We start from the raw sequence: 21,482 nt of genomic DNA, 5'->3' as shown, positions 1-21,482 counted from the left end.
CCGCGGTTCGTCGCCACGACAAGCTGGCTCCCACAGATTGCAGGCGGTCACTGTGGGAGCCGGCTTGCCGGCGATGAGGCCCTGACGGGTTTATTGCTGATGGGGAGTCAACACCACCTGCGCCGGCAATGAGCGCTGGATCTCATGCTTCTGCTTCAGCTCGAAGCCACTGTCGAGCTTGCGCACCCGCTTCTCCAGCAGGGTCTTGAGCCAAGGCGCATCCTCGGTGCGCGGCACCTGGAACACCACCTCGCACTGATAACTCACCACGTCCGCCGCGATATCGTCCAGCTGGCGACGCATCGCCCGGCTATCGGTGGTTTTCAGCGCCACGACAGTGGTCGGCGCGGTCGGGTCGATCACCCGGGCCTTGGGCTTGGACTCGGCAGCCTTGAGCGCCGCTTCGGCCTTTTCCAGTTCGGCCTTGCGTGCCTGGGCCACGGCGTCGCCGCCGGTCAGGGCCGGTGCTTGCGGCATCAGCGCGCGGGCGCGGGCCAATGCCGTGGCAGCGGCATTCACATCGCCCTTCTGCAGGACGATCTGGCTACGGCGCAGGTAGGCCTCGGCCAGCTGGCGCTGATGCGGTTCGAGGCGAGCATCATCCGGCGCCTGGGCCTGCAAGGCGGCCAGTTGATCCTCGGCGGTGGCCAGCTCGTTGCTGGCGATGCTTTGCTCGAGCTGCTGCCAGGCATCGGGCTGGGCAGGCGCCACCGGCTGTTCGGCCGGCTTGCTGGAGCAGGCAGCCAGGAACAGGGAAAACGCGGCAACAAGCAGATAACGTGAGGCGAACGGCTTCATTCCTGCGACTCTCTATTTGCGCAAAAAGCGAGCAAGTCTACACCCAGGTGCGCACGCTCGAAAACAGGTCTTCTCAGACTCGAAACCTGCGAAAAGGTTGCAGGATGCGCCTGCGCGCACCCTGAAAATTCAGCGTTTCGGCAACGCCAGGCTCAGCAAGAATAGCACTGCCGCACAGACCACGATCGAAGGCCCGGCCGGGGTGTCCTTGAACCAGGACAGCGCCAGGCCCCCACAGACCGCGGCAACCCCCAGCAGGCTGGCGCCCACGGCCATCTGCTCCGGTGAGCGGGCGTGACGCTGTGCCGCGGCGGCCGGGATGATCAGCAGCGAGGTGATCAGCAGCACACCGACGATCTTCATCGCCACCGCGATCACCACGGCGATCAGCAGCATCAGTGCCAGGCGCAGGCCGGTCACCGGCAAGCCTTCGACCATCGCCAGTTCCTCGTGCACGGTCACCGCCAGCAATGGTCGCCAGAACATCGCCAGCAGCACCAGCACCAAGGCGCTGCCGCCGAGGATCCAGGCAAGGTCGGTTGGGCTGATCGCCAACAGGTCGCCGAACAGGTAGGCCATCAGGTCGATGCGCACATCGTGCATGAAGCTCAGCACCACCAGCCCCAGCGACAGCGTGCTGGGGGCGAGGATGCCGAGCAGGGTGTCCGAGGCCAGCGGCTGGCACTGCTGCAGGGTCACCAGCAGGATCGCCAGCAGCAGGCAGCCGACGGTCACTGCCAGCGCCGGGCTGACATCCAGGGCGAAGCCCAGGGCTACGCCGAGCAGCGCGGCATGGGACAGGGTGTCGCCGAAATAGGCCATGCGCCGCCACACCACGAACGAGCCCAGGGGGCCGGCGACCAGCGCCAGCGATACACCGGCAAGCAGGGCGTAGAGAAGAAAATCAGCCATGCTTGCAGTGCTCTCCGTGAACATGGGCGCCGGGGGCGATCACCGACCCGTGCAGGTCGTGGCTGTGATCGTGATGGTGGTGATAGACGGCCAGGCTCGGGGCGTTCTGGCCGAACAGCTCGACGAAGGCCGGGTCGTTGCTGACCTGTTCCGGGTGGCCCGAGCAGCACACGTGGCGGTTGAGGCAGACCACCTGGTCGGTGGCGCTCATCACCAGGTGCAGGTCATGGGAAACCATCAGCACGCCGCAGCCGTGGCGGTCGCGCAGGCGAGTGATCAGGTTGTACAGCTCGGTCTGGCCCACTACGTCGACACCCTGCACCGGTTCGTCGAGTACCAGCAGCTCGGGCTCGCGCAGCAGCGCGCGGGCCAACAGCACACGCTGCATCTCGCCACCGGAGATGGTCTGGATCGGGTTGTCGATCACCTGCTCGGCGCCGACTTCCTGCAACGCCGCCAAGGCTGCCGCACGGTCTACACCGGGCACCAGGCGCAGGAAGCGCAGCACCGACAAGGGCAATGTGGCGTCCACCTGGATCTTTTGCGGCATGTAGCCGATGCGCAGCCTGGGCTTGCGCCACACTTTGCCGCGATGCGGCTTGAGCAGCCCCAGCACGGCGCGCACCAGGGTGGTCTTGCCGGCGCCGTTGGGACCGATCAGGGTAACGATCTGCCCCGGTGCCACCGCCAGGTCGATGCTGTCGAGCACCGCTTCGCCAGCGAAGCTGACACCGACCTGCTCGAGGCGGATCAGGGCATCGCTCATGCCTTGCCCCGGCAGTTGCCGCACAGGCCGACCACTTCGACGGTTTGCGTCTCGACCGCAAAGCCCACGGCATTGGCGCTGCTGACGATGGCGTCGCTGATGCTGTTCTGCTCCAGCTCGATGGCGACATGACATTCGCGGCAGATCAGGAACTGCCCCTGGTGCGCGTGCTCGGGGTGGCTGCAGCCAATAAAGGCATTGAGCGAGGCGATGCGGTGCACCAGGCCATTTTCCAGAAGGAAGTCCAGGGCACGATAGACGGTCGGTGGCGCGGCGCGGCGGCCGTCCTGCTCGCTGAGCACGGCGAGGATATCGTAGGCGCCCAGCGGCTTGTGGCTCTGCCACACCAGCTCCAGCACGCGGCGGCGCAGGGCGGTCAGGCGCAGGCCCTGACGGTTGCACAGCGCGTCGGCCTCGGCCAGCGCACTGTGGACGCAATGGGAGTGATCGTGGGGACGGTGGGCCAGCGGCGTGATGGACATGGGCAGCGACGGTTCAGGATGGAGACGTTATTATGTTACCTGTTTCTGACGACCCGAGTATCCACCGTGTCCCGAATCCTTGCCCTCTTTGTCGCTTTCATCGCTTTTTCGGCGCACGCCGACGTACGCGTGCTGACCAGCATCAAGCCCCTGCAACAGATCGCCGCCGCCGTTCAGGACGGTGTCGGCAGCCCCGATGTGCTCCTGCCGCCGGGCGCCTCCCCGCACAACTACGCACTGCGACCCTCCGACGTGCGCAAGGTCGCCGATGCCGACCTGCTGTATTGGATCGGCCCGGACATGGAAGGTTTCCTGCCCCGCGTGCTGAAGAGCCGCGCCAAGCCGACCGTGGCCGTGCAGTCGCTGTCGGGCATGCAGTTGCGTCATTTCGGCGAGGACAGCCACTCCCATGACGAGGAAGACCACGACGATCATGACCACGACCACCGCCCGGGCAGCCTCGATGCACACCTGTGGCTGTCGTCGCTGAATGCCCGGGTGATCGCGACGAAGATGGCCGGCGACCTGGCAGCGGCCGACCCGGCCAATGCCCCGCGCTACCAGGCCAACCTCAAGCAGTTCGTCGAGCGCCTGGATGCCCTGGATGCGCGCATCAAGCAGCGTGTGGCGGGGATCGCCGGCAAGCCTTACTTCGTGTTTCACGAGGCGTTCGACTACTTCGAGGCCGCCTATGGCCTGAAGCACACTGGCGTGTTCAGCGTGGCGTCTGAGGTGCAGCCGGGCGCGCAGCACGTCGCCGCCATGCGCAAGCGCTTGCAGGCGGTGGGCAAGACCTGCGTGTTCAGCGAGCCGCCGCTGAGGCCGCGCCTGGCCGAGACGCTGACGGCCGGGTTGCCGGTGCGGTTGGCCGAACTGGATGCGCTGGGTGGCACCGACAAGGTGGATGGCAAGGGCTATGAGCGCTTGCTGGAGAAGCTCGGCGGGGATTTGGTCGGCTGCCTGGAACAGCTCTGAGGCTGTAGGCGGACCAGGTGGGAGTGGGCTTGCCCCGCGATAGCGTTGGCAGGCCCGGCGCTATCGCGGGGCAAGCCCGCTCCCACAAATGCCGCTATTGCCTATCAGAGCGCGAACGGCAGCTTCAGCGCAACCTGCTGGCGTTGCGCCAGGCGCACCTCGAACTCGCTAGGGTCATGGATCATCACGTCCATCCCGGCGAACGCCTGCGCCGCGATCAGGCGCGACAGCCAGAAGCGCACGCACGCCACCCGCAGCATTACCGGCCACAGCTCAGCTTCAGCGGCGGTGAACGGCCGCAGTGCCGCGTAGGCGCCCAGCAATGCCTGGGCGTGTGGCAGGTCGATACCACTCTGCTCGTCCAGGCACCAGTCGTTCACGGTGATGGCGATGTCGTACAGCATCGGCCCGGAGCAAGCATTGTAGAAGTCGATCAGCCCGGTCAGGTGGGTGCCTTCGAACATCACGTTGTCACGGAACAGGTCGGCGTGCAGGTTGGCCTTGGGCAGGGCGAGGATCTGCGCCTTGTGCGCGGTGATTTCCGCCAGCGCCGGTTGCAACAGCCCGGCTTGCTCCCGGTTCAGGCTCGGCAGCAGCTCGGCGCCCGATTCCAGCATCCAGTCCAGGCCACGGTCGGTGCGGCGCTCGATGATGCGCTCGCGGGTGGCCAGGTGAATGTGCGCCAGCAGCTCGCCGACCTGGGCGCAATGCTGGTTGTTCGGCAGCTTGACGTGCTTGCCCGACAGTCGCGGCTGCAGCAGCGCAGGCTTGCCGCACAGTTCGCGCAGGCCATGCCCTTCGCGGTCGCGCAGGGCGTAGGGCACGGGCATGTCGGCATCGTGCAGCACGTCGAGCAGTTCGATGAAGAACGGCATGTCTTCAGCCGGCCCACGCTCGATCAGTGTGAGGACGAACTCCCCTTTTTCCAGACTGACGAAGAAATTGCTGTTCTCGGTACCGGCGGCGATGCCCTGGAAGTCGAGCAGGCGGCCCAGCTCGTATGGCGCCAGAAAGGTTTCCAGCTCAGGCCGGGACACAGGGGTGAAGACTGACATGTTGAAGAATTGCCCATGCGGGCACTTCCGCCCGGAAGTGCCTGGTTGATAAGAACGATACGCGTTACTAGCTTACCACTCGAAGATCTTCCAGGACGGAATCAGCATGTCCGGCTGGTCGGAACGAATGAAATTGCCTTCGGAGCCATCGGCGCGTACCAGGAAATAAGGCTTGCCGTTCTTCGGCGTGACCTTGATCGCATACAGGAAACCGTTTTGCCGGTACTCCTGGATGGTTTTATCGCCTTCCGTGCGAATGGTTACATCGGGATCGGCCGATGGGGCTTCGTCCGCCGCCTGGGTGACGACTGGCATGGTGGCCAGCAGACCGAGCAGTAACAGGCGATTGAGTGTGCGCATGATAACCTAGTCCTTTTGTCGTCATTGATCCGGCTATTCTAGCGCCGGACCCGTCGAAAAGGTTGATTCTCCTCATGAGCCAAGCGCCCCTCGTCCTGGTGGACGGTTCGTCCTACCTCTACCGCGCCTTCCACGCGCTGCCGCCGCTGACCACCTCCAAAGGCATGCCCACCGGCGCGGTCAAGGGCGTGCTGAACATGCTCAAGAGCCTGCGCAAGCAGTACCCGGACAGCCTGTTCGCAGTGGTCTTCGATGCCAAGGGCGGGACCTTCCGCGACGCCATGTTCGCTGAGTACAAGGCCAACCGCCCGAGCATGCCCGACGACCTGCGGGTGCAGGTCGAACCGCTGCACGCCAGCGTCCGCGCCCTGGGCTACCCGCTGCTGTGTGTCGAAGGCGTGGAGGCCGACGACGTGATCGGCACTCTGGCGCGCAGCAGCGCCGCCGCCGGCCGCCCGGTGATCATCTCGACCGGCGACAAGGACATGGCCCAGCTGGTGGACGGCCACGTTACCCTCGTCAATACCATGACCGGAAGCGTGCTCGATGTCGCCGGTGTGCACGAGAAGTTCGGCGTAGGCCCCGAACACATCATCGATTTTCTCGCCCTGATGGGCGACAAGGTCGACAACATTCCCGGCGTGCCGGGCGTGGGCGAAAAGACCGCGGTGGGCCTGCTGACCGGTATCGGTGGCGGCCTGAGCGATGTGTACCAGAACCTGGACAAGGTGCCGGGCCTGGCCATTCGAGGCGCCAAGACCCTCGCCGCCAAACTCGAGGAGCACCGCGACGCGGCCTTCCTCTCCTACGAGCTGGCCACCATCAAGTGCGATGTGGAGCTGGATGTCGAGGTGGACGCCCTGGTCTGCGGCGAACCCGACCGTGAAGCGCTGCTGGCGCTGTACACTGAGATGGAGTTCAAGAGCTGGGTTGCCGAAGTTCAGCGCAGCGCGCCCCAGGCCGTTGATGGCGCCGCTGCCGCCGAGGCTCCTGTGGCCGAGAAGGTCGAGCCGAAGTACGAAACCATCCTCGACCAGGCTCGCTTCGACGCCTGGCTGGAAAAGCTGCGTCAGGCGCCGCTGTTCGCCTTCGATACGGAAACCACTGGCCTGGATGCCCAGCAGGCGCAGATCGTCGGCCTGTCGTTCGCCGTCGAGCCCCATGAAGCCGCCTATGTGCCGCTGACCCACGACTACGAAGGCGCTCCGGCCCAGCTGGACCGCGAGCGCGTGCTGCTGGCGCTCAAGCCACTGCTGGAGGACCCGGCCAAGGGCAAGATCGGCCAGAACGCCAAGTACGACATCAACATCCTGGCCAACGGCAGCCCGGCCATCCACATGCGCGGCGTGGCCTACGACACCATGCTCGAGTCCTACGTGCTCGACTCCACCGCCACCCGTCACGACATGGACAGCTTGGCGCAGAAGTACCTGGACCACACCACCATCGCCTTCGAAGATATCGCCGGCAAGGGCGCCAAGCAGCTGACCTTCAACCAGATCCCGCTGGACAAGGCCGGCCCCTACGCTGCCGAAGACGCCGATATCACCCTGCGCCTGCACCATGCGCTGCAGGCACGGCTGGCCCAGACGCCCAGCGTGCTGCCGGTGCTGATGGATATCGAGATGCCGCTGGTGCCGGTGCTGGCGAAGATCGAGCGCCAGGGCGCGCTGGTCGATGCCGGGCTGCTCGGCGTGCAGAGCGGTGAGCTGGGAGCGAAGCTGGTCGAGCTGGAGCGTGAGGCATATGTGCTGGCCGGCGAGGAGTTCAACCTGGGCTCGCCCAAGCAGCTGGGCGCGATCCTCTACGACAAGCTGGGCATGCCGGTTTTGAGCAAGACCGCCAAGGGCCAGCCGTCCACCGCCGAGGCGGTCCTGGATGACCTGGCCGAGCAGGGCTACCCGCTGCCCAAGGTGCTGATGCAGTACCGCAGCCTGAGCAAGCTCAAGAGCACCTACACCGACAAGCTGCCGGGGCAGATCAACCCGCGTACCGGACGCATCCATACCTCGTATCAGCAGGCTGTGGCTGCCACCGGTCGCCTGTCGTCCAGCGACCCCAACCTGCAGAACATCCCGATCCGCACCGCCGAGGGCCGGCGCATTCGCCAGGCTTTCGTGGCCAGCCCCGGCTACAAACTGCTGGCGGCGGACTATTCGCAGATCGAGCTGCGCATCATGGCCCATCTGGCCAAGGACGAAGGGCTGCTGCACGCCTTCCGCAACGACCTTGACGTGCACCGCGCCACCGCCGCGGAAGTGTTCGGTGTCGCCCTCGAGAACGTCACCACCGACCAGCGTCGCAGCGCCAAGGCGATTAACTTCGGCCTGATCTATGGCATGAGTGCATTCGGCCTGGCCAAGCAGATCGGCGTCGATCGCAAGCAGTCCCAGGACTACATCGACCGCTATTTCGCCCGTTACCCAGGTGTGCTGGCCTATATGGAGCGCACCCGCGCCCAGGCCGCTGAAAAGGGCTTTGTCGAAACCCTGTTCGGACGTCGCCTGTACCTGCCGGACATCAACGCCAAGAACCCGGCCTTGCGCAAAGGCGCCGAGCGCACCGCGATCAACGCGCCGATGCAGGGCACCGCGGCGGACATCATCAAGCGCGCCATGGTGGCGGTGGACAACTGGCTGACCGAGAGCGGGCTGGATGCGCGGGTGATCCTGCAGGTGCACGACGAACTGGTGCTTGAGGTGCGCGAAGACCTGGTAGAACAGGTGAAAGCCGAGATTCGGGTCCACATGAGCGGCGCGGCGCAACTGGATGTACCGTTGCTGGTGGAAGCGGGCGTTGGCTCGAATTGGGACGAAGCTCACTAAACGCCGCGTGAAAGCTGTGTAGGATCTGCGGCGTGGTGTCGCGGATCCGGTGCAGGCCTCGGGCCTTAGATCGAGAGTTTCATGAAACTATCGCAAATAGTTTCCAGGGGCTCGGAACTAAACCGGTGAACCGCCACTCAGAGGTACTGAATGGCTGGTGAAGCCTTTCGATGCTCCTATGTTGTGTTAAGTGTTGGCAGATATCTGGACCCCGCCCTAGCGGTCCGGACTTGGACCCCGAACTTCCCCCTCCCCATACGAAGTCCGGGGTTTTTTTTGCCCGGAATTCGGCGTCATGTCTGCCTGGGCTCGTGGGGGCGGGCTTGCCCCGCGACAGGGCCATCGCGGGGCAAGCCCGCTACCACGAAAGCCTCACTCGAGCTCAGACAGCCGGCTTGTCTTCCAGCTCCATCCAGTCCGCCAGCACGCGATAGGCCTCTTCCAGGCCCAGGCGCTTGGGCGCCGAAAACAGCTGGATGGTCGCGGTATCGCCCCAGCCCTTGCGAATTTCCGACTGCACCTTGAGCAAGGTGTTCTTGCCCGCGCCGTGGGTCAGCTTGTCGGCCTTGGTCAGCAGGATGTGCATCGGCATGCCGCTGGCCTTGGCCCAGTCGAGCATCATCTTGTCGAAGTCGGTCATCGGATGGCGGGTGTCCATCATCAGGATGATCCCGCGCAGGCACTCGCGGCTGCCCAGGTAGGCTTCCAGGTGTTTCTGCCAGTGCTGCTTGAGCGGAATCGGCACTTTTGCATAACCGTAGCCCGGCAGGTCGACCAAACGCCGTTCATCGTCCAGACTGAAGAAATTCAGCAGCTGGGTGCGGCCGGGGGTCTTCGAGGTACGCGCCAGGCTGGCGTGGGTCAGGGTGTTGAGGGCGCTGGATTTACCGGCGTTGGAACGGCCGGCGAAAGCCACCTCGTAACCCTGGTCTTCGGGGCATTGTTCGACCTTGGCGGCGCTGAGGGCGAATTTGGCTTTCTGGCAGAGGCCGAGGATGGGGTTCTTGACTTGCATGGGATTTCCGATGTGGGTGTTGCCCAGCGCTGGAGGCGTAGGACCAGGCCTGGCAAGCGGTGTCGTTTCCGTTTGGCTGGCAGAAGTATATAATGCCCCAGTTTTTGTGTGCTCATTCGCCCAGCGAAGGCAATTGAGCATGGGGTGTCGAACAATAGCTCGCGCAACAGAACGCAGCGCGGCCCCCAACCCTGTCAGGTCGTTTCGCATGGCGAAATGGCTGCTTGCTGTCGGTATGTTCCTGCCGTTTTTCAGCGCACAGGCTACACAGGATCCCGAGGCGTTGTACAACCGCACGTGCGCGGCCTGTCACGCCGGACAACTGCCCCAGGCACCCAGAAGCGGTGACCGGGCGGCCTGGGAGCCAAGGCTGGCGCAAGGCATGGCGCAACTGGTGGTGCATGTTACACAGGGTTTCAAGGCTATGCCGCCGCGTGGATTGTGCATGGACTGCAGTGCCGAGGACTACCGTTTGGTCATCCTTTGGATGAGCGGCAGTCCCGATACATAACATTTCACCCTTAGCCGTGTTGGATTAGCTGATGAACAAACTAGTCGTGAGTCTGCTGTTGACCATGGGGGTCGCAGGTGCGGCAACTGCTGCGGGACCCATCAAAGGCGATGCCGCCGCCGGCCAGGCCAAGACAGCTGTCTGTGGGGCCTGTCACAACCCGGACGGCAACAGCCTGGCACCGAATTTCCCGAAGCTCGCCGGCCAAGGTGAGCCCTACCTGAACAAGCAGTTGCACGACATCAAGGACGGCAAGCGTACCGTGCTTGAGATGACCGGCATGCTGGCCAATTTCAACGAACAGGACCTGGCCGACATCGCCGCTTATTTCGCTAGCCAGAAAGGCAGCGTGGGTGCCGCCGATCCGAAGCTCGTCGAGCGTGGTCGTGCCTTGTTCAACGGCGGCAACCTGGAGAAAGGCATGCCGGCCTGTACCGGTTGCCACTCCCCCAACGGCGCAGGCATCGCCCTGGCGAAGTTCCCGCACCTCAGTGGCCAGCACGCGCAGTACGTCAGCAAGCAGCTGACCGACTTCCGCGAAGGCAACCGCACCAACGACGGCGACGCCATGACCATGCGCACCATCGCCGGCAAGCTCAGTAACAAGGACATCGAAGCGCTGTCCAGCTACATCCAGGGCCTGCACTGAAATACGCGTTAACACTCGGTTAATGCTTCAGCGCTAAAGATGAAAAGGGCAGCCCGCGCTGCCCTTTTTTCTGTCCGTAGCCGTTACACTACAGAACTCGAGCCCTTCCCGACCTGTCCTACACAGGTCGCGTCGAGGCGACCAAAGACTGCTCAGGAGTAAAGCATGCGTAAACTGATTCTCAGCGCTGCGCTGGTCGCCGCCAGCGTATTCGGTATGGCCGCCGTCCAGGCTGCGGAGCCTGTGGCCGGCAAGGAATATATCGAGCTGAGCAACCCCGTGCCGGTGTCGGTGCCAGGCAAGATCGAGGTCGTCGAGCTGTTCTGGTATGGCTGCCCGCACTGCTACCACTTCGAACCGACCATCAACCCTTGGGTCGACAAGCTGCCCAAGGACGTCAATTTCAAGCGTGTGCCGGCCATGTTCGGTGGTCCCTGGGATGCCCACGGCCAGATGTTCCTCACCCTCGAAGCCATGGGTGTTGAGCACAATGTCCACAACGCGGTGTTCGACGCCATCCAGAACAAGCGCATGCGCCTGACCAAGCCTGAAGAAATGGCCGAGTTCCTGGCCACCCAGGGCGTGGACAAGGACAAGTTCCTCGCCACCTTCAACTCCTTCGCCATCAAGGGTCAGGTCAATCAGGCCAAAGAGCTGGCCAAGAAGTACGAAATCACCGGCGTACCGAGCCTGGTGGTCAACGGCAAGTACCGCTTCGACCTGGGTACCGCCGGTGGTCCGGAAGGCGTGCTGAACGTCGCCGACCAGCTGATCGCCAAGGAGCGCGCCGCTAAGTAAGCGGCGAATGCCATGGGCCGCTTTCGCTCAACCCGAAGCGTCGGCCTGCACCAGCCGCAGGTCAACGAACATCACCTGCAGGCCAGCGGCCTGCCGGCCGATGGTCGCCTGCGGCTGCTCAGTTTCAATATCCAGGTCGGTATCAGTACCGAGCGCTATCGCCACTACGTGACCCGCAGTTGGCAGCACTTGCTGCCGCACAACGGGCGAGCCGGCAACCTGCAGAAGATCGGCGACCTGCTCAACGACTTCGACCTGGTGGCCTTGCAGGAAGCCGACGGCGGCAGCCTGCGCTCCGGCTTCGTCAACCAGGTGGAGCACCTTGCCCAGTTGGGGGCCTTCCCCTACTGGTACCAGCAGCTCAATCGCAACCTGGGGCGTTTTGCCCAGCACAGCAACGGTGTGCTCAGCCGCCTCAAACCCCAGCACCTGGAAGACCATCCCCTGCCCGGCCCCTCTGGGCGAGGGGCGATCCTCGTGCGTTTCGGCGAAGGTGCCGACGCTTTGATCGTGGTGATGATGCACCTGGCGCTCGGCTCCAAGACGCGCGCACGGCAGCTGGCCTATATCCGCGAGCTGATCGGTGGCTATCGCCACCAGATCCTCATGGGTGACATGAACACCCACGCCAACGACCTGCTTGACCATTCGCCCTTGCGGGATCTCGGGCTTGTCGCGCCCCAGGTCGAGGCCACTTTTCCCAGCTGGCGTCCCCAGCGCTGCCTTGACCACATCCTGCTCAGCCCGAGCCTGACACTGGAGCGTGTCGAGGTATTGGCACAGCCAATTTCCGATCACCTTCCCGTCGCCGTCGAGATCCGATTGCCTGATGCCCTGACTGTGGATACGCTGCCGGTCCTGAGTTAGTCCTGCCTGGGCGAATCCTGCACTCAAGTGTTGGGCTTTTCCGCCGAAATCCAGTGATTGCAGGACTAGATGCCACTACCCGTTGCGGATCCAGGCATGACCGAAGAAGCCGAGCGCTGGAAAGAAAAATACCTCAAGAGCATCGAGCAGCAGGAAAAGCTCGAGCGGCGCTGGGAAGCCCGCCTCGACCTGCTGCGTCGTGGCCTGGTGCGCAGCACCCTGGCGGCGGAAGGTAGCGACAAGATCGTGGACCAGTGCATGAAGGAAATGCGCGAGGTCATCCGCAGCGACAATATGGACGCCGGCCTCGCCGGGCTGATTCCGCGCCTGGAAAAAGCCGTGCTCGATTCCGAGCAGCGCCGCGAAACCCGCATGAACCAGGTTAGCGAGGCGCTGACCGCGCTGGTTACCCAGTTGCAGACCTTGCCCCTGCCGGGCGATGTGGCACGTCCGTTGAAAAAGCTGGCGAAGAAGCTCGACGGTGGCGTCAGCCAGTCCCGCGAGCTACCACCCTTGCTGGGCGAGCTCAGTGGTTTGCAGGGGCGCGCCCTGGATGCTATGCAAAAGCCCGATGATGAAGCTCGCCCCGGGTTCCTGCAGCGCCTGTTTGGTGGCCGTGACGAGCCCCAAGGGGAATTGGCGACCGCACCTGCTGCCATCGAGGCGACGTCGCCCGCACCCCAGCCAGCCGCTGCAGCCCCGGTCATCGCACCTGAGCCACAGCCCAGGGATGCCGACGAACTGCACGCCCTGGCACCTGCCCCTCAGGCCTTGCCCGAAGCGGCACAGGCAGTGGATGAAACGGTGCCCGTCGAGCTGCCTGAAGCGGAAATCGAATTACCCGGCCCGGCGCTGGTTGAAACCACGCCGTTGGTCGTTGCCGATCCGCATCCCGAAGCCGAGCCATCGGTGGCCGCGGTTGCCGAACCTGTACCCGAGCCTTTGACTGTCATCGAGTCGGAGCAAGCCGCAACGGATGAGCCGGACACAGTGGCGGAGCTGGTCACCGTCGATGATGGCCCCTATGCCCTGCCCGATGCGGTCGAGCCGCCCTACAGCCAGGTTGCCGCCCATATCGAGCAGACGCTGATCGGCCTGCTCGACGACCTGAGCCTGCCCGAGCGCCACAAGGCCCAGGCCCTGGAGATGCGCGAGCGGGTTTCGCGGGGGCTGAACTGGTACGAGCTGATCCCGGTACTGGATGACCTGGCCGTGCTCATGCTGGCAATCACCGACAGCGGCCAGCATGAGTTTGAGGCTTACCTGCAGCAGCTCAACGAGCGCCTGGAAACCTTCCAGAGCCACCTGCACGAAGCCAGCGCCGGCCATGCCGACAACAGCTCCGCCGCCCGAGAGCTCGACAGCCAGCTGCGCGAGCAGGTCGATGGCCTGCAGAGCAGTGTACAGGGCGCTGCCGATGTCGACAGCCTCAAGCATATCCTGGAGAACCGCCTCGAAGGCCTGCTGGTGACCATGGATGATCACCAGCACGAGCGCGACCGCCGTGAGCATGAGCTGGCCAGCCGCCTGCAAGGCCTGGCCGAGCGCGTGGCGAGCATGGAGCAGGAGGCCCTGGGCTATCGCGAGCATCTCGAGGAGCAACGCCAGAAGGCCATGATCGATCCGCTCACCGGCCTGCCTAACCGGGCGGCCTGGAGCGAACAGGTCGACCGCGAGGTGCTCGACTGGCAGGAAAACGGCGGCCACCTGGCGATGGCTATCCTCGACCTCGATCACTTCAAGCGCATCAATGATGGCTATGGCCACCTGGCGGGCGACAAAGTGCTGAAGATCGTCGCCGACCAACTGCGTAAGCGTATGCGTGGCCGCGACTTCATTGCCCGCTTCGGCGGTGAGGAATTCGTCCTGCTGTTGCCGCAAACCTCACCACCCGCTGCGCTGCAGGTTGCCGAAGCACTGCGTGCGGCAATCGAAGCCTGCCCGTTCCACTTCAAGGGCGAGCGGGTGGTGATCACTACCTCCATTGGTTTCAGCGCCTTCCGCCCCGGCGAGCGCGGCGACCAGGTGCTAAAGCGCGCGGACGAAGCCTTGTACCGGGCCAAGGACAAAGGGCGCAATCGCATTGAGCAGGCATAAATATATGCCGCATGACGGCCCCTGGTCTGACTAACACTGCTGGTCGAGGGCCTGGCATGCCAGCCCTGCGCCCTCGACCTAATTCAGTCTGGCAGTGGAGCAGTTATGACCGTCAATCGCTTATTCCTAGTGCTGATGTTGGCATTCGGGATTCAGGGCGCGGCGTACGCCAATCAGGCCATTTTTACCGCACACATCAGTGATGACGGCACGATCCTGAACCAATCCCCCCAATGGATCACACAAGTCGAGCGGCGGGTTCAGACCGATTACCTGACCGAGTACACCATAAGCCTCAAGAAGAAGGTGACCCAAGGTGACCCTGGTTATTGCGTCATGTCGCCCATTGATAACAGTCAATATGAACGCGTTATCTATGGTCAAGGTAAGGTGATTGGCAAGCCACGGGCAGACAAGGTGATCGTGGCCACCCAACTGGTCGACGTTAACGGGCCATCCGGTGATAACTCGCTGGCGTTCCAGTTGCTGTGCGTGCGCTGAACGCCACTGAGTCATCAGGAGCACGTTATACTGTAGCGCTGTTGTCACCTACTCAATGACGTGCTCCCCGCAATGAAAAGACTTTTCACCGCCCTGCTCCTGTTGGCCCTGGCAGGCTGTTCCAGTGGCCTGCGTATCGACCGCAACCACCCCTCGGCCAATCAGGACAGCCGCATCCAGTTCGTCGTCGTGCACTACACCAACGCGTCGCTGGAGCGCTCCCTCGCCCTGCTGACCCACGGCGAGGTCAGCAGCCATTACCTTATCGGCGACGGCCCGGCCACTGTCTACCAGCTGGTGGACGAGAACCGCCGCGCCTGGCACGCCGGGGATAGCCAGTGGCAGGGGCGCACCTGGCTCAATTCCAGCTCCATCGGTATCGAGATCGTCAACGAGGGCTACACGGACACGCCGACCGGGCGTGTCTGGCACCCTTACAGCGAAGCCCAGGTGCAAGCGCTGATCGCCCTGCTCCAGGATATCGTCAAGCGCAACAATATCGACCCGCGCCACATCATCGGCCATAGCGACATCGCCCCGCTGCGCAAGCTCGATCCGGGCCCGCTGTTCCCCTGGAAGCGTCTGGCCGAGGCCGGCCTGGGGGTCTGGCCGGACGCGCCTTCTGTAGCGCGGCAGCAGGCCTATTTCGAGGTCAATCCGCCGACCATCAGCTGGTATCAGCAACAACTGGCGCGTTTTGGCTATGCCATCGACCAGACCGGTGAACTGGACGTGGCCACCCGGCATGTGATCGCGGCCTTCCAGATGCGTTTCCGCCCGCGGCTATTCGATGGCACGCCGGATGCGCAGACCGCCGCGATGTTGCAGGTGCTTAACCGCAACCGCTGACCCGAACTTTTCGGATGCTTGGCGCGCAAGCGGGCCAATTCACATGCCCAGCGGCTGCGCCAAGCTTTGATTCAGTTGCTATACCTTTGGTATTCAACTGGATGCCACGCATGCTTGCCCTTTTCACTTCGGTGCGTCAATTTTTCCACCGTCCCTGGCTGTTGGCCGCGCTCGCGGCGCTTGCCAGCGCCGGGCTCTTGCTTGCGATCAGCGTCAACGTTGCCCTGCAACAGATGAAACAAAGTGAAAGCGCGCAGATGAATGCCCAGGGCGAGCGTTTCCTCGAGCGCCTGGAGCAGGTGTTCGGCCAATTGCGCGAGGCTGTGGACCAGCTTCAGGCGCAGCCCCTGCGCGGCTGTGATGCGCTGATGCTGACGCAACTGCAACAGGTGGCGCTGAAGTCGCGGTTCATCTATGAAGCGTCCTATGTGGAGGGTACGCGGGCCTGTTCCAACCGCGGCGACGAGCGGATCATCGAGCCCTTGCGCAGCCCGGACATCCAAGGGCCGACCTACAGCTACTGGCTCAATACCACTACTGAACCCAACGAGAATCTCGCGGCCCTGATGCTGGGCCGTGGCCGCTTCGTCGTCTCCACCTCCCGTGGCCACCTCACCGACGTCGTCGACCTGCCGCCCGGTGGCAGCCTGCTGGTAGTGCTGGATCGGGGTACCCGGGCCATCCCCGTGCTGGGCCCGACGCAACCCTGGCCACCGACCAGCGAATGGCCGCCCGCGCAGGGCAAGTCGTTGATCGAGCTGCCCGACCGCCTGGTCTACCGCATGTCCACCAAATCCCCGGACTACCAGTTGGTGCTGATCGCGCCGAGGGCAAGCCTGCCATTGAAGCTCAATGGCCTGCTCTGGTTGCTGTTCCCTGGAAGCCTGGTATTGGCCGGCTGCATCGGTTGGCTGGTGCTGCAACTGATCCTGCAACGCCGCTCGATGAGTTCGGAGCTGCAGCATGCGCTGCGCCGTGGCGAGCTACAGGTGCTGTACCAGCCGATCTTCGAACTGGACAGCCGCCGCTGTGTCGGTGCCGAGGCCCTGGTGCGCTGGCGCCGCCCGGACGGCAGCCTGACCAGTCCGGAGCTGTTCATCCCCCTGGCGGAGAACACCGGCCAGATTCGACAGATCACCGACTTTGTCCTGCAAAGGGTGCTCGAACAGCTGGGGCAGTTGCTGCGGGCCAACCGCCAGCTTTATATCTCGGTCAACCTGGCGGCCTGCGACGTCATGGCACCGCGTATAGGCCGGGTGGCGGCGCGGTTGCTGGCGCACCATCGCGTCGCCCCCAGCCAGATCGCTTTCGAGGTGACCGAGCGTGGCCTGATCGATGTGGTGGTGGCGCGGGACAACCTGCAGGCCCTGCGCGCCGTCGGGCACCAGGTGCTGATCGATGACTTCGGTACTGGCTATTGCAGCCTCGCCTACCTGCAGACCCTGCCGGTGGACTGCCTGAAGATCGACAAGTCGTTCATCGATGCCCTGGGCCATGACGCCGCCAGCAGTGGCGTGGCGCCGCACATCATCCGCATGGCCCACGACCTGCACCTGCGGGTGATCGCCGAAGGCATCGAGTGCGAGGACCAGGCGGTGCTGCTCAACAGCGAGGGGGTCAACTACGGGCAGGGCTGGCTGTTCGCCCATCCGCTGAATGCCCGTCAGTTTGCCGAGCTGATTACCCGCGGGCGGCGGGTGGCGGGGCGGCGGATCGATGATGAGCCTTGAGGCTGGGCGCCCTGGAGGGACAGGTCATACCGGCAGTGCCATGTAGAACTGCGTCCCCTGCCCCGGCCGTGAGAACACGCCCATCCGCCCGCCGTGCAACTGCACGATTTCCTTGCACAGCGCCAGACCCAGCCCGGCCCCGCCCTTCTTGCGCCCGACCTGCACGAAAGGCTCGAAGATCCGCCCCTGCTGGCCATAGGCGATGCCCTCACCGTTGTCTTCGACGCTTATGATCACTCGCTCGGCATGCCGCCTTGCATGCAGGCGGATACGCCCGCCGGAGCCGGTGTGGCGAATGGCGTTGTGCAGCAGGTTGTCCAGCACGCGGTCGAGCTGGGCGACATCGGCCTGGATGCGTGGCAGCGGTGGCTCCAGCTCGCGGATGATCTCGATCTGCTTGTCAGAGGCTTGTTCGACGAAACGCGCCTGGGCGCGCTCGAACAGTTCCTCCAATGAACAGGGGGCCAGCTCCAGCTTCTGCAAGCCGCTTTGATAGCGGGAAAAGTTGAGCAGGTCGTTGATCAATTGGGTGAGGCGCTGCATTTCCTCGGCAATGGTTTCGAGCAGATCGTTCTCCCGCGCTTCGGGCGGGAAGCTGACACGTTCGCGCAACAGCCCGAACGCCATGTGCATGCCCGTGACGGGAGTGCGCAGCTCGTGGGAAGCACGCAGTACGAACTCGCTGCGTACCCGTTCGAAGGCGCGTTGTTCGGTGACATCGTGCAACACCATCACCGCGCCTAGAATAGGTCCTTCGGGGTGGCTGACCGGCGTCAGGCTATAGGTCAGCAGCCTGGTCTCTTCATCCACCTCAAGGCTCAGGTCTTCCGGCAGTCGGTCCAGGCTGCCACCGCGCAGCACCTGGCGCAGTTGTTGTTCCAGCTCGGGGCGTTGCAGGGCTTCGGCCAGGCTTACGCCCAGGCGGCTCGGGTCCCAGCCGAGCTGGCGCTGGGCCACCGGGTTGAGGTGCTCCAGGCGTCCTTGGCGGTCGATGATCAGTAGGCCGTCGTCGATGCTGTCCAGTACCGCTTGCAGGCGCTGCTGGCCAGCCTGCAGCTCATCGACATTGGTGGCCTGGTGCTTGCGCAGGGCGTCGGCCATCAGGCCGAAGCGGCGGGTCAGCAGGTTGAGCTCGGTGGCCTGCGTCACGGGCAGGGTGACGTCGAAGTTGCCCTGGCCGACCTGGTCGGCGGCCTTGGCCAGCGCCTCGATCGGCTGGCCAAAGCGGCGCGCGATGTTGTGCGCGGTGATGAAGCCGAGGACCAGTACGACAAGGCCCATCAGGCCGAGCAGGCCACTGATGAGCAAGGCGTGGTCGCGTGATGCCGCCTCGCTGCGGGTAATGTGCTCCAGGGCCTGGCGGTGCGAGTCGAGCAAGTCGGTGCGCACCTGGTTGAAGGCGGCGCCGAGGGGCTGGTCCACACCCATGCTGCGAGCGGGCGCCGGACTCTGCCGATAGGCCTGGACGAACGCCTGGTAGTTGCTGGCGGCCTTGCTGAAACCGGTACGCTCGCCGCCTTGTTCCAGCCCCTGCTTGAGCAGTGTCTGGAACTGATCCTGCAGGGTGACGAGGGTGCTTGGGGCGGTGTCCTCGTCGAGGATGAGGTTGAGCTGCTCGCCCAGGTTCTGGCGCAGCTTCAGGGCCAGCTCCAGGGTCTGGGTGGTGTCCTGCACCACGCGCTGCTGCAGCGCTGCCATCTGCAGCACACTGAACAACCCCAGCAGTAAGCCCAGCAGGGCCACGGTGACCAGCGCCGAGATGCTCAGGAACAGCCGCGTGCGCAGCTTCATCGGCCATTTCATAGGTTGTACTGCTTGCGCTTGCGGTACAGGGTGGAGGCGTCGATACCCAGGGTCTTGGCGGCCTGGTCGAGGGTGTCGCTGGTGGCCAGCACCGCGCCGATATGGGCGCGTTCCAGCTCGTCCAGGCTCAACGCCGCACCGACCCGCGGCGCGTTGCCGGCGGGTTGCTCAGCCATGCCCAGGTGGCTGATCTCCACACGTTCCTGTGGGCAGATGATGCTGGCGCGCTCGATCACGTTGCGCAGTTCGCGGATGTTGCCCGGCCAGCGGTAGTTGAGCAGGGCGGCGCGCGCTTCGTCGCTGAAGCCACGGGCCGGGCGGGAATACTCCTTGACGAAGCGCGCCAGGAAACGGTCGGCCAGGGTCAGGATGTCTTCACTGCGCTCGCGCAGGGGAGGCAGGTGCAAGGTGATCACGTTCAACCGGTACAACAAGTCCTCGCGGAAACGGTTCTCGCGCACCATCTCGTCGAGGTTGAGGTTGGTGGCCGCGAGGATCCGCACATCTGCCCGTCGCGTGACCGGGTCACCGACCCGCTCGTATTCTTTGTCCTGAATAAAGCGCAGCAACTTTGGTTGCAATGTGAGGGGAAAATCTCCGATCTCGTCAAGGAATAGTGTGCCGCCATCGGCCTGGCTGACCCGCCCCAGGGTACTTTCGCTGGCGCCGGTGAAGGCGCCACGGGTGTGTCCGAACAGCTCGCTTTCCATCAGCTCGGCGTTCAACGACGGGCAGTTGATGGTCACGCAGGCCTTGCGTGCGCGCTTACTCCAGCCATGGATGGCGCGGGCCAGTTCGCCCTTGCCGGTACCGGACTCACCGAGGATGAGAATGTTGGCATCGGTGGTCGCCACCTGGCGGGCGGTTTCCAGCACCGCCATCATCGCGGGGCTGTGGGAGTCCAGGCCGTCCTTGGGCTTGCGTACTTCACCCTCGAGGGCCTCCAGGCGCGCCGACAGCTGGCGTACTTCCAACTGCTTGGCCGTGGCCAGGCGCAGTTGGTCGGGGCTGCAGGGCTTGACCAGATAATCGGCGGCACCGGCCTGGATGGCGTCCACCGCGGTATCGATGGCCGAGTGGGCGGTGACGATGACCACCCGCATCCATGGCGCCTGGATGCGCATTTGCGCCAATACGTCCAGGCCGTTGTCCTCGCCCAGGCGCAGGTCGAGGAAACACAGGTCGAACACCTGGCGCTGCAGCAGCGTCTCAGCCTGGGCGGCGCTGTTGGCGGTCGCCACGCTGTAGCCCTCGTCCTCGAGGCAGTAGCGGAAGGTACGCAGGATGGCGGACTCGTCGTCCACCAGCAGAATGCGGCCTTGGTTGTCCTGGGCTGATTCCATTTCCTGCGCTCCTTTGGGATTGATCTCAATTAGTGTCGGAAAAATCGGGCAAGTTGCATGGTCGATTCTGATTGATTCTGTTCCATGCATGCTAGCCGCATGCCTTCATGATGGCTAAGTGGTTGATAAATCGAAAGTTGATTGTGGGTAAACAGCTGGCATGTCGGTTGCGATAGTCCAAGGTTGAGTGATGCGAAAGGAGGTTTTGTGATGTGTATCTACCCTCGAATGGCCGTGCTAGCGGCTTGTGTGTTGTCGATCGTCGCCCAGGCCCACGCCGACCCGGTGCAGGAAGCGCGACTTGAAGGTGCCCTGCAGACGGCGCTGTCCCTTAACACCATGCTCAATGCCTTCCCTATAAAGGTAGAAGTCGATGGCCGGCGGGCTCGGCTTTCGGGCGAAGTGGAAAACCCGGTGGAACGCATGCTGGCCGAACAGGTGGCCCTGGCCACACGCGGGATCGAACAGGTGGACAACCAGTTGCGGATCGACCCGGGGCTGGTGGACAAGCCCTTGGAACTGCGTGCCTACGCCCAGCGCCTGGAGGACGCTACCCTCGGTGCGGTGGTGCGCGCACGGCTGCTGTGGAGCCGGATTACCGAGAAGGCCCCTATCGAGGTGGAAAGCCGTGAAGGCGTGGTGACCCTGCGCGGCAAGGTGGACAGCCCCGAGGCCAAGGAACTTGCCGGGGTTCTGGCGCGTACCACCGATGGGGTGCACCTGGTCAACAACGTGGTCAGCCTGGACAGCACGGCCCTGGCCAAGGCCAGGGAAAAACCTGTCGATGCCCCAACCGGTCCGCAGCCCAGCGACAGCTGGATCGTCGACAAGATACAGGCCAGCTACCGCTTCAGCCGCAACCTGGACGGGCTGAACATCAAGGTAGCCAGTGAAGACGGACTGGTCAGGTTATCGGGCGAGGTGGTCAGCAGCGAGCAGAAGGCCATTGCCGTGGACGTCGCGAGGCAGATCGTCGGGGTGCGCGGGGTAGACGTCGATCTATTGAAGATCGCCACCAAGGTAGAGGGCTGATCGTGCAAATCGCACGAGCCCTTGCAGGGGCATCGTGCAGGATACGTCCTTCCCAGTTATGTGCGTATTCAATAACTATTTGATTTAAAAGGGTTTTTTTAGAGTTTTACGGCT

20 protein-coding genes are annotated in these 21,482 nt (G+C 63.8%); 11 read left to right on the top strand and 9 right to left on the bottom strand.

All coding sequences use genetic code 11. The features are described from left to right. Positions 1-90: 90 nt before the first annotated feature. The 4 genes from KHO27_RS21920 to zur all read right to left on the bottom strand — a co-directional run bounded on the left by KHO27_RS21920 (position 91) and on the right by zur (position 2,958). Entirely contained in the window at positions 91-798 is a 708-nt protein-coding gene (locus KHO27_RS21920; RefSeq protein WP_214500766.1) for a PA5502 family lipoprotein, read from the bottom strand. A gap of 129 nt (positions 799-927) precedes the next feature. Beyond that, complete coding sequence (gene znuB, locus KHO27_RS21915; RefSeq protein ID WP_214500765.1) at positions 928-1,710, bottom strand: zinc ABC transporter permease subunit ZnuB; 783 nt, start codon at positions 1,708-1,710, stop codon at positions 928-930. Continuing rightward, a complete protein-coding gene (gene znuC / locus KHO27_RS21910) occupies positions 1,703-2,476 on the bottom strand; it encodes a zinc ABC transporter ATP-binding protein ZnuC (protein ID WP_110696969.1) in 774 nt (257 codons plus the stop codon). The genes znuB and znuC overlap by 8 nt, the downstream gene beginning before the upstream one ends. After that, on the bottom strand, positions 2,473-2,958 hold the full coding sequence (gene zur, locus KHO27_RS21905) for a zinc uptake transcriptional repressor Zur (protein WP_046853615.1): 486 nt from the start codon (positions 2,956-2,958) through the stop codon (positions 2,473-2,475). The genes znuC and zur overlap by 4 nt, the downstream gene beginning before the upstream one ends. A gap of 18 nt (positions 2,959-2,976) precedes the next feature. Between zur and KHO27_RS21900 the strand changes: the two genes are divergently transcribed. After that, entirely contained in the window at positions 2,977-3,933 is a 957-nt protein-coding gene (locus tag KHO27_RS21900; protein WP_110696971.1) for a zinc ABC transporter substrate-binding protein, read from the top strand. 104 nt (positions 3,934-4,037) lie between these two features. Here the strand turns inward: KHO27_RS21900 and KHO27_RS21895 are convergent, their stop codons facing one another. Both KHO27_RS21895 and KHO27_RS21890 read right to left on the bottom strand, forming a co-directional pair. After that, positions 4,038-4,988: a homoserine kinase gene (locus tag KHO27_RS21895; RefSeq protein WP_111531939.1), complete on the bottom strand. Its 951-nt coding sequence runs from the start codon at positions 4,986-4,988 to the stop codon at positions 4,038-4,040. 72 nt (positions 4,989-5,060) lie between these two features. Continuing rightward, the gene (locus KHO27_RS21890; RefSeq protein WP_046853618.1) at positions 5,061-5,348 is read right to left on the bottom strand and encodes a DUF2782 domain-containing protein; all 288 of its coding nucleotides are present in this window, start codon (positions 5,346-5,348) and stop codon (positions 5,061-5,063) included. Positions 5,349-5,422: 74 nt separating this feature from the next. Here KHO27_RS21890 and polA point away from each other — a divergent pair, with 74 nt between their 5' ends. Further along, the gene (polA, locus tag KHO27_RS21885) at positions 5,423-8,173 is read left to right on the top strand and encodes a DNA polymerase I (RefSeq protein WP_214500764.1); all 2,751 of its coding nucleotides are present in this window, start codon (positions 5,423-5,425) and stop codon (positions 8,171-8,173) included. Positions 8,174-8,555: 382 nt separating this feature from the next. Here polA and yihA read toward each other — a convergent pair whose 3' ends face one another. Continuing rightward, on the bottom strand, positions 8,556-9,188 hold the full coding sequence (gene yihA, locus KHO27_RS21880) for a ribosome biogenesis GTP-binding protein YihA/YsxC (RefSeq protein ID WP_023629403.1): 633 nt from the start codon (positions 9,186-9,188) through the stop codon (positions 8,556-8,558). A gap of 208 nt (positions 9,189-9,396) precedes the next feature. On the opposite strand from yihA, the gene KHO27_RS21875 reads away from it, so the two are divergent. The 8 genes from KHO27_RS21875 to KHO27_RS21840 all read left to right on the top strand — a co-directional run bounded on the left by KHO27_RS21875 (position 9,397) and on the right by KHO27_RS21840 (position 17,190). After that, a complete protein-coding gene (locus KHO27_RS21875) occupies positions 9,397-9,699 on the top strand; it encodes a c-type cytochrome (protein ID WP_031314666.1) in 303 nt (100 codons plus the stop codon). A gap of 31 nt (positions 9,700-9,730) precedes the next feature. Further along, on the top strand, positions 9,731-10,348 hold the full coding sequence (locus KHO27_RS21870; RefSeq protein ID WP_102683016.1) for a c-type cytochrome: 618 nt from the start codon (positions 9,731-9,733) through the stop codon (positions 10,346-10,348). Between the two features lie 165 nt (positions 10,349-10,513). Then, positions 10,514-11,146, top strand: coding sequence for a thiol:disulfide interchange protein DsbA (gene dsbA / locus KHO27_RS21865; protein WP_110696977.1), 633 nt, complete (start codon positions 10,514-10,516; stop codon positions 11,144-11,146). A 12-nt stretch (positions 11,147-11,158) separates the two neighbouring features. Continuing rightward, positions 11,159-12,013 carry an endonuclease/exonuclease/phosphatase family protein gene (locus tag KHO27_RS21860; protein WP_046853623.1) on the top strand — a complete coding sequence of 285 codons (855 nt, stop codon included), beginning with the start codon at positions 11,159-11,161 and terminating at the stop codon, positions 12,011-12,013. Positions 12,014-12,109: 96 nt separating this feature from the next. Beyond that, a complete protein-coding gene (locus KHO27_RS21855) occupies positions 12,110-14,110 on the top strand; it encodes a GGDEF domain-containing protein (RefSeq protein ID WP_214500763.1) in 2,001 nt (666 codons plus the stop codon). A 105-nt stretch (positions 14,111-14,215) separates the two neighbouring features. Beyond that, the gene (locus KHO27_RS21850) at positions 14,216-14,611 is read left to right on the top strand and encodes a hypothetical protein (RefSeq protein ID WP_214500762.1); all 396 of its coding nucleotides are present in this window, start codon (positions 14,216-14,218) and stop codon (positions 14,609-14,611) included. A 72-nt stretch (positions 14,612-14,683) separates the two neighbouring features. Next, the gene (locus tag KHO27_RS21845; RefSeq protein WP_214500761.1) at positions 14,684-15,460 is read left to right on the top strand and encodes an N-acetylmuramoyl-L-alanine amidase; all 777 of its coding nucleotides are present in this window, start codon (positions 14,684-14,686) and stop codon (positions 15,458-15,460) included. 110 nt (positions 15,461-15,570) lie between these two features. After that, positions 15,571-17,190: an EAL domain-containing protein gene (locus tag KHO27_RS21840; RefSeq protein ID WP_371926770.1), complete on the top strand. Its 1,620-nt coding sequence runs from the start codon at positions 15,571-15,573 to the stop codon at positions 17,188-17,190. Between the two features lie 24 nt (positions 17,191-17,214). Here KHO27_RS21840 and KHO27_RS21835 read toward each other — a convergent pair whose 3' ends face one another. Both KHO27_RS21835 and algB read right to left on the bottom strand, forming a co-directional pair. Beyond that, positions 17,215-18,993 carry a KinB sensor domain-containing domain gene (locus KHO27_RS21835; protein WP_110696985.1) on the bottom strand — a complete coding sequence of 593 codons (1,779 nt, stop codon included), beginning with the start codon at positions 18,991-18,993 and terminating at the stop codon, positions 17,215-17,217. Beyond that, complete coding sequence (gene algB / locus KHO27_RS21830; RefSeq protein ID WP_046853630.1) at positions 18,990-20,336, bottom strand: sigma-54-dependent response regulator transcription factor AlgB; 1,347 nt, start codon at positions 20,334-20,336, stop codon at positions 18,990-18,992. The genes KHO27_RS21835 and algB overlap by 4 nt, the downstream gene beginning before the upstream one ends. Before the next feature lie 210 nt (positions 20,337-20,546). Here algB and KHO27_RS21825 point away from each other — a divergent pair, with 210 nt between their 5' ends. Next, positions 20,547-21,368: a BON domain-containing protein gene (locus KHO27_RS21825; RefSeq protein WP_214500760.1), complete on the top strand. Its 822-nt coding sequence runs from the start codon at positions 20,547-20,549 to the stop codon at positions 21,366-21,368. Positions 21,369-21,482: the final 114 nt, after the last annotated feature.

This window comes from Pseudomonas sp. RC3H12 (assembly GCF_018596375.1).
Lineage (GTDB): Bacteria > Pseudomonadota > Gammaproteobacteria > Pseudomonadales > Pseudomonadaceae > Aquipseudomonas.
Note: the sequence above shows the minus strand (reverse complement) of the source record. Positions and strands in the feature narration are given on the sequence as shown.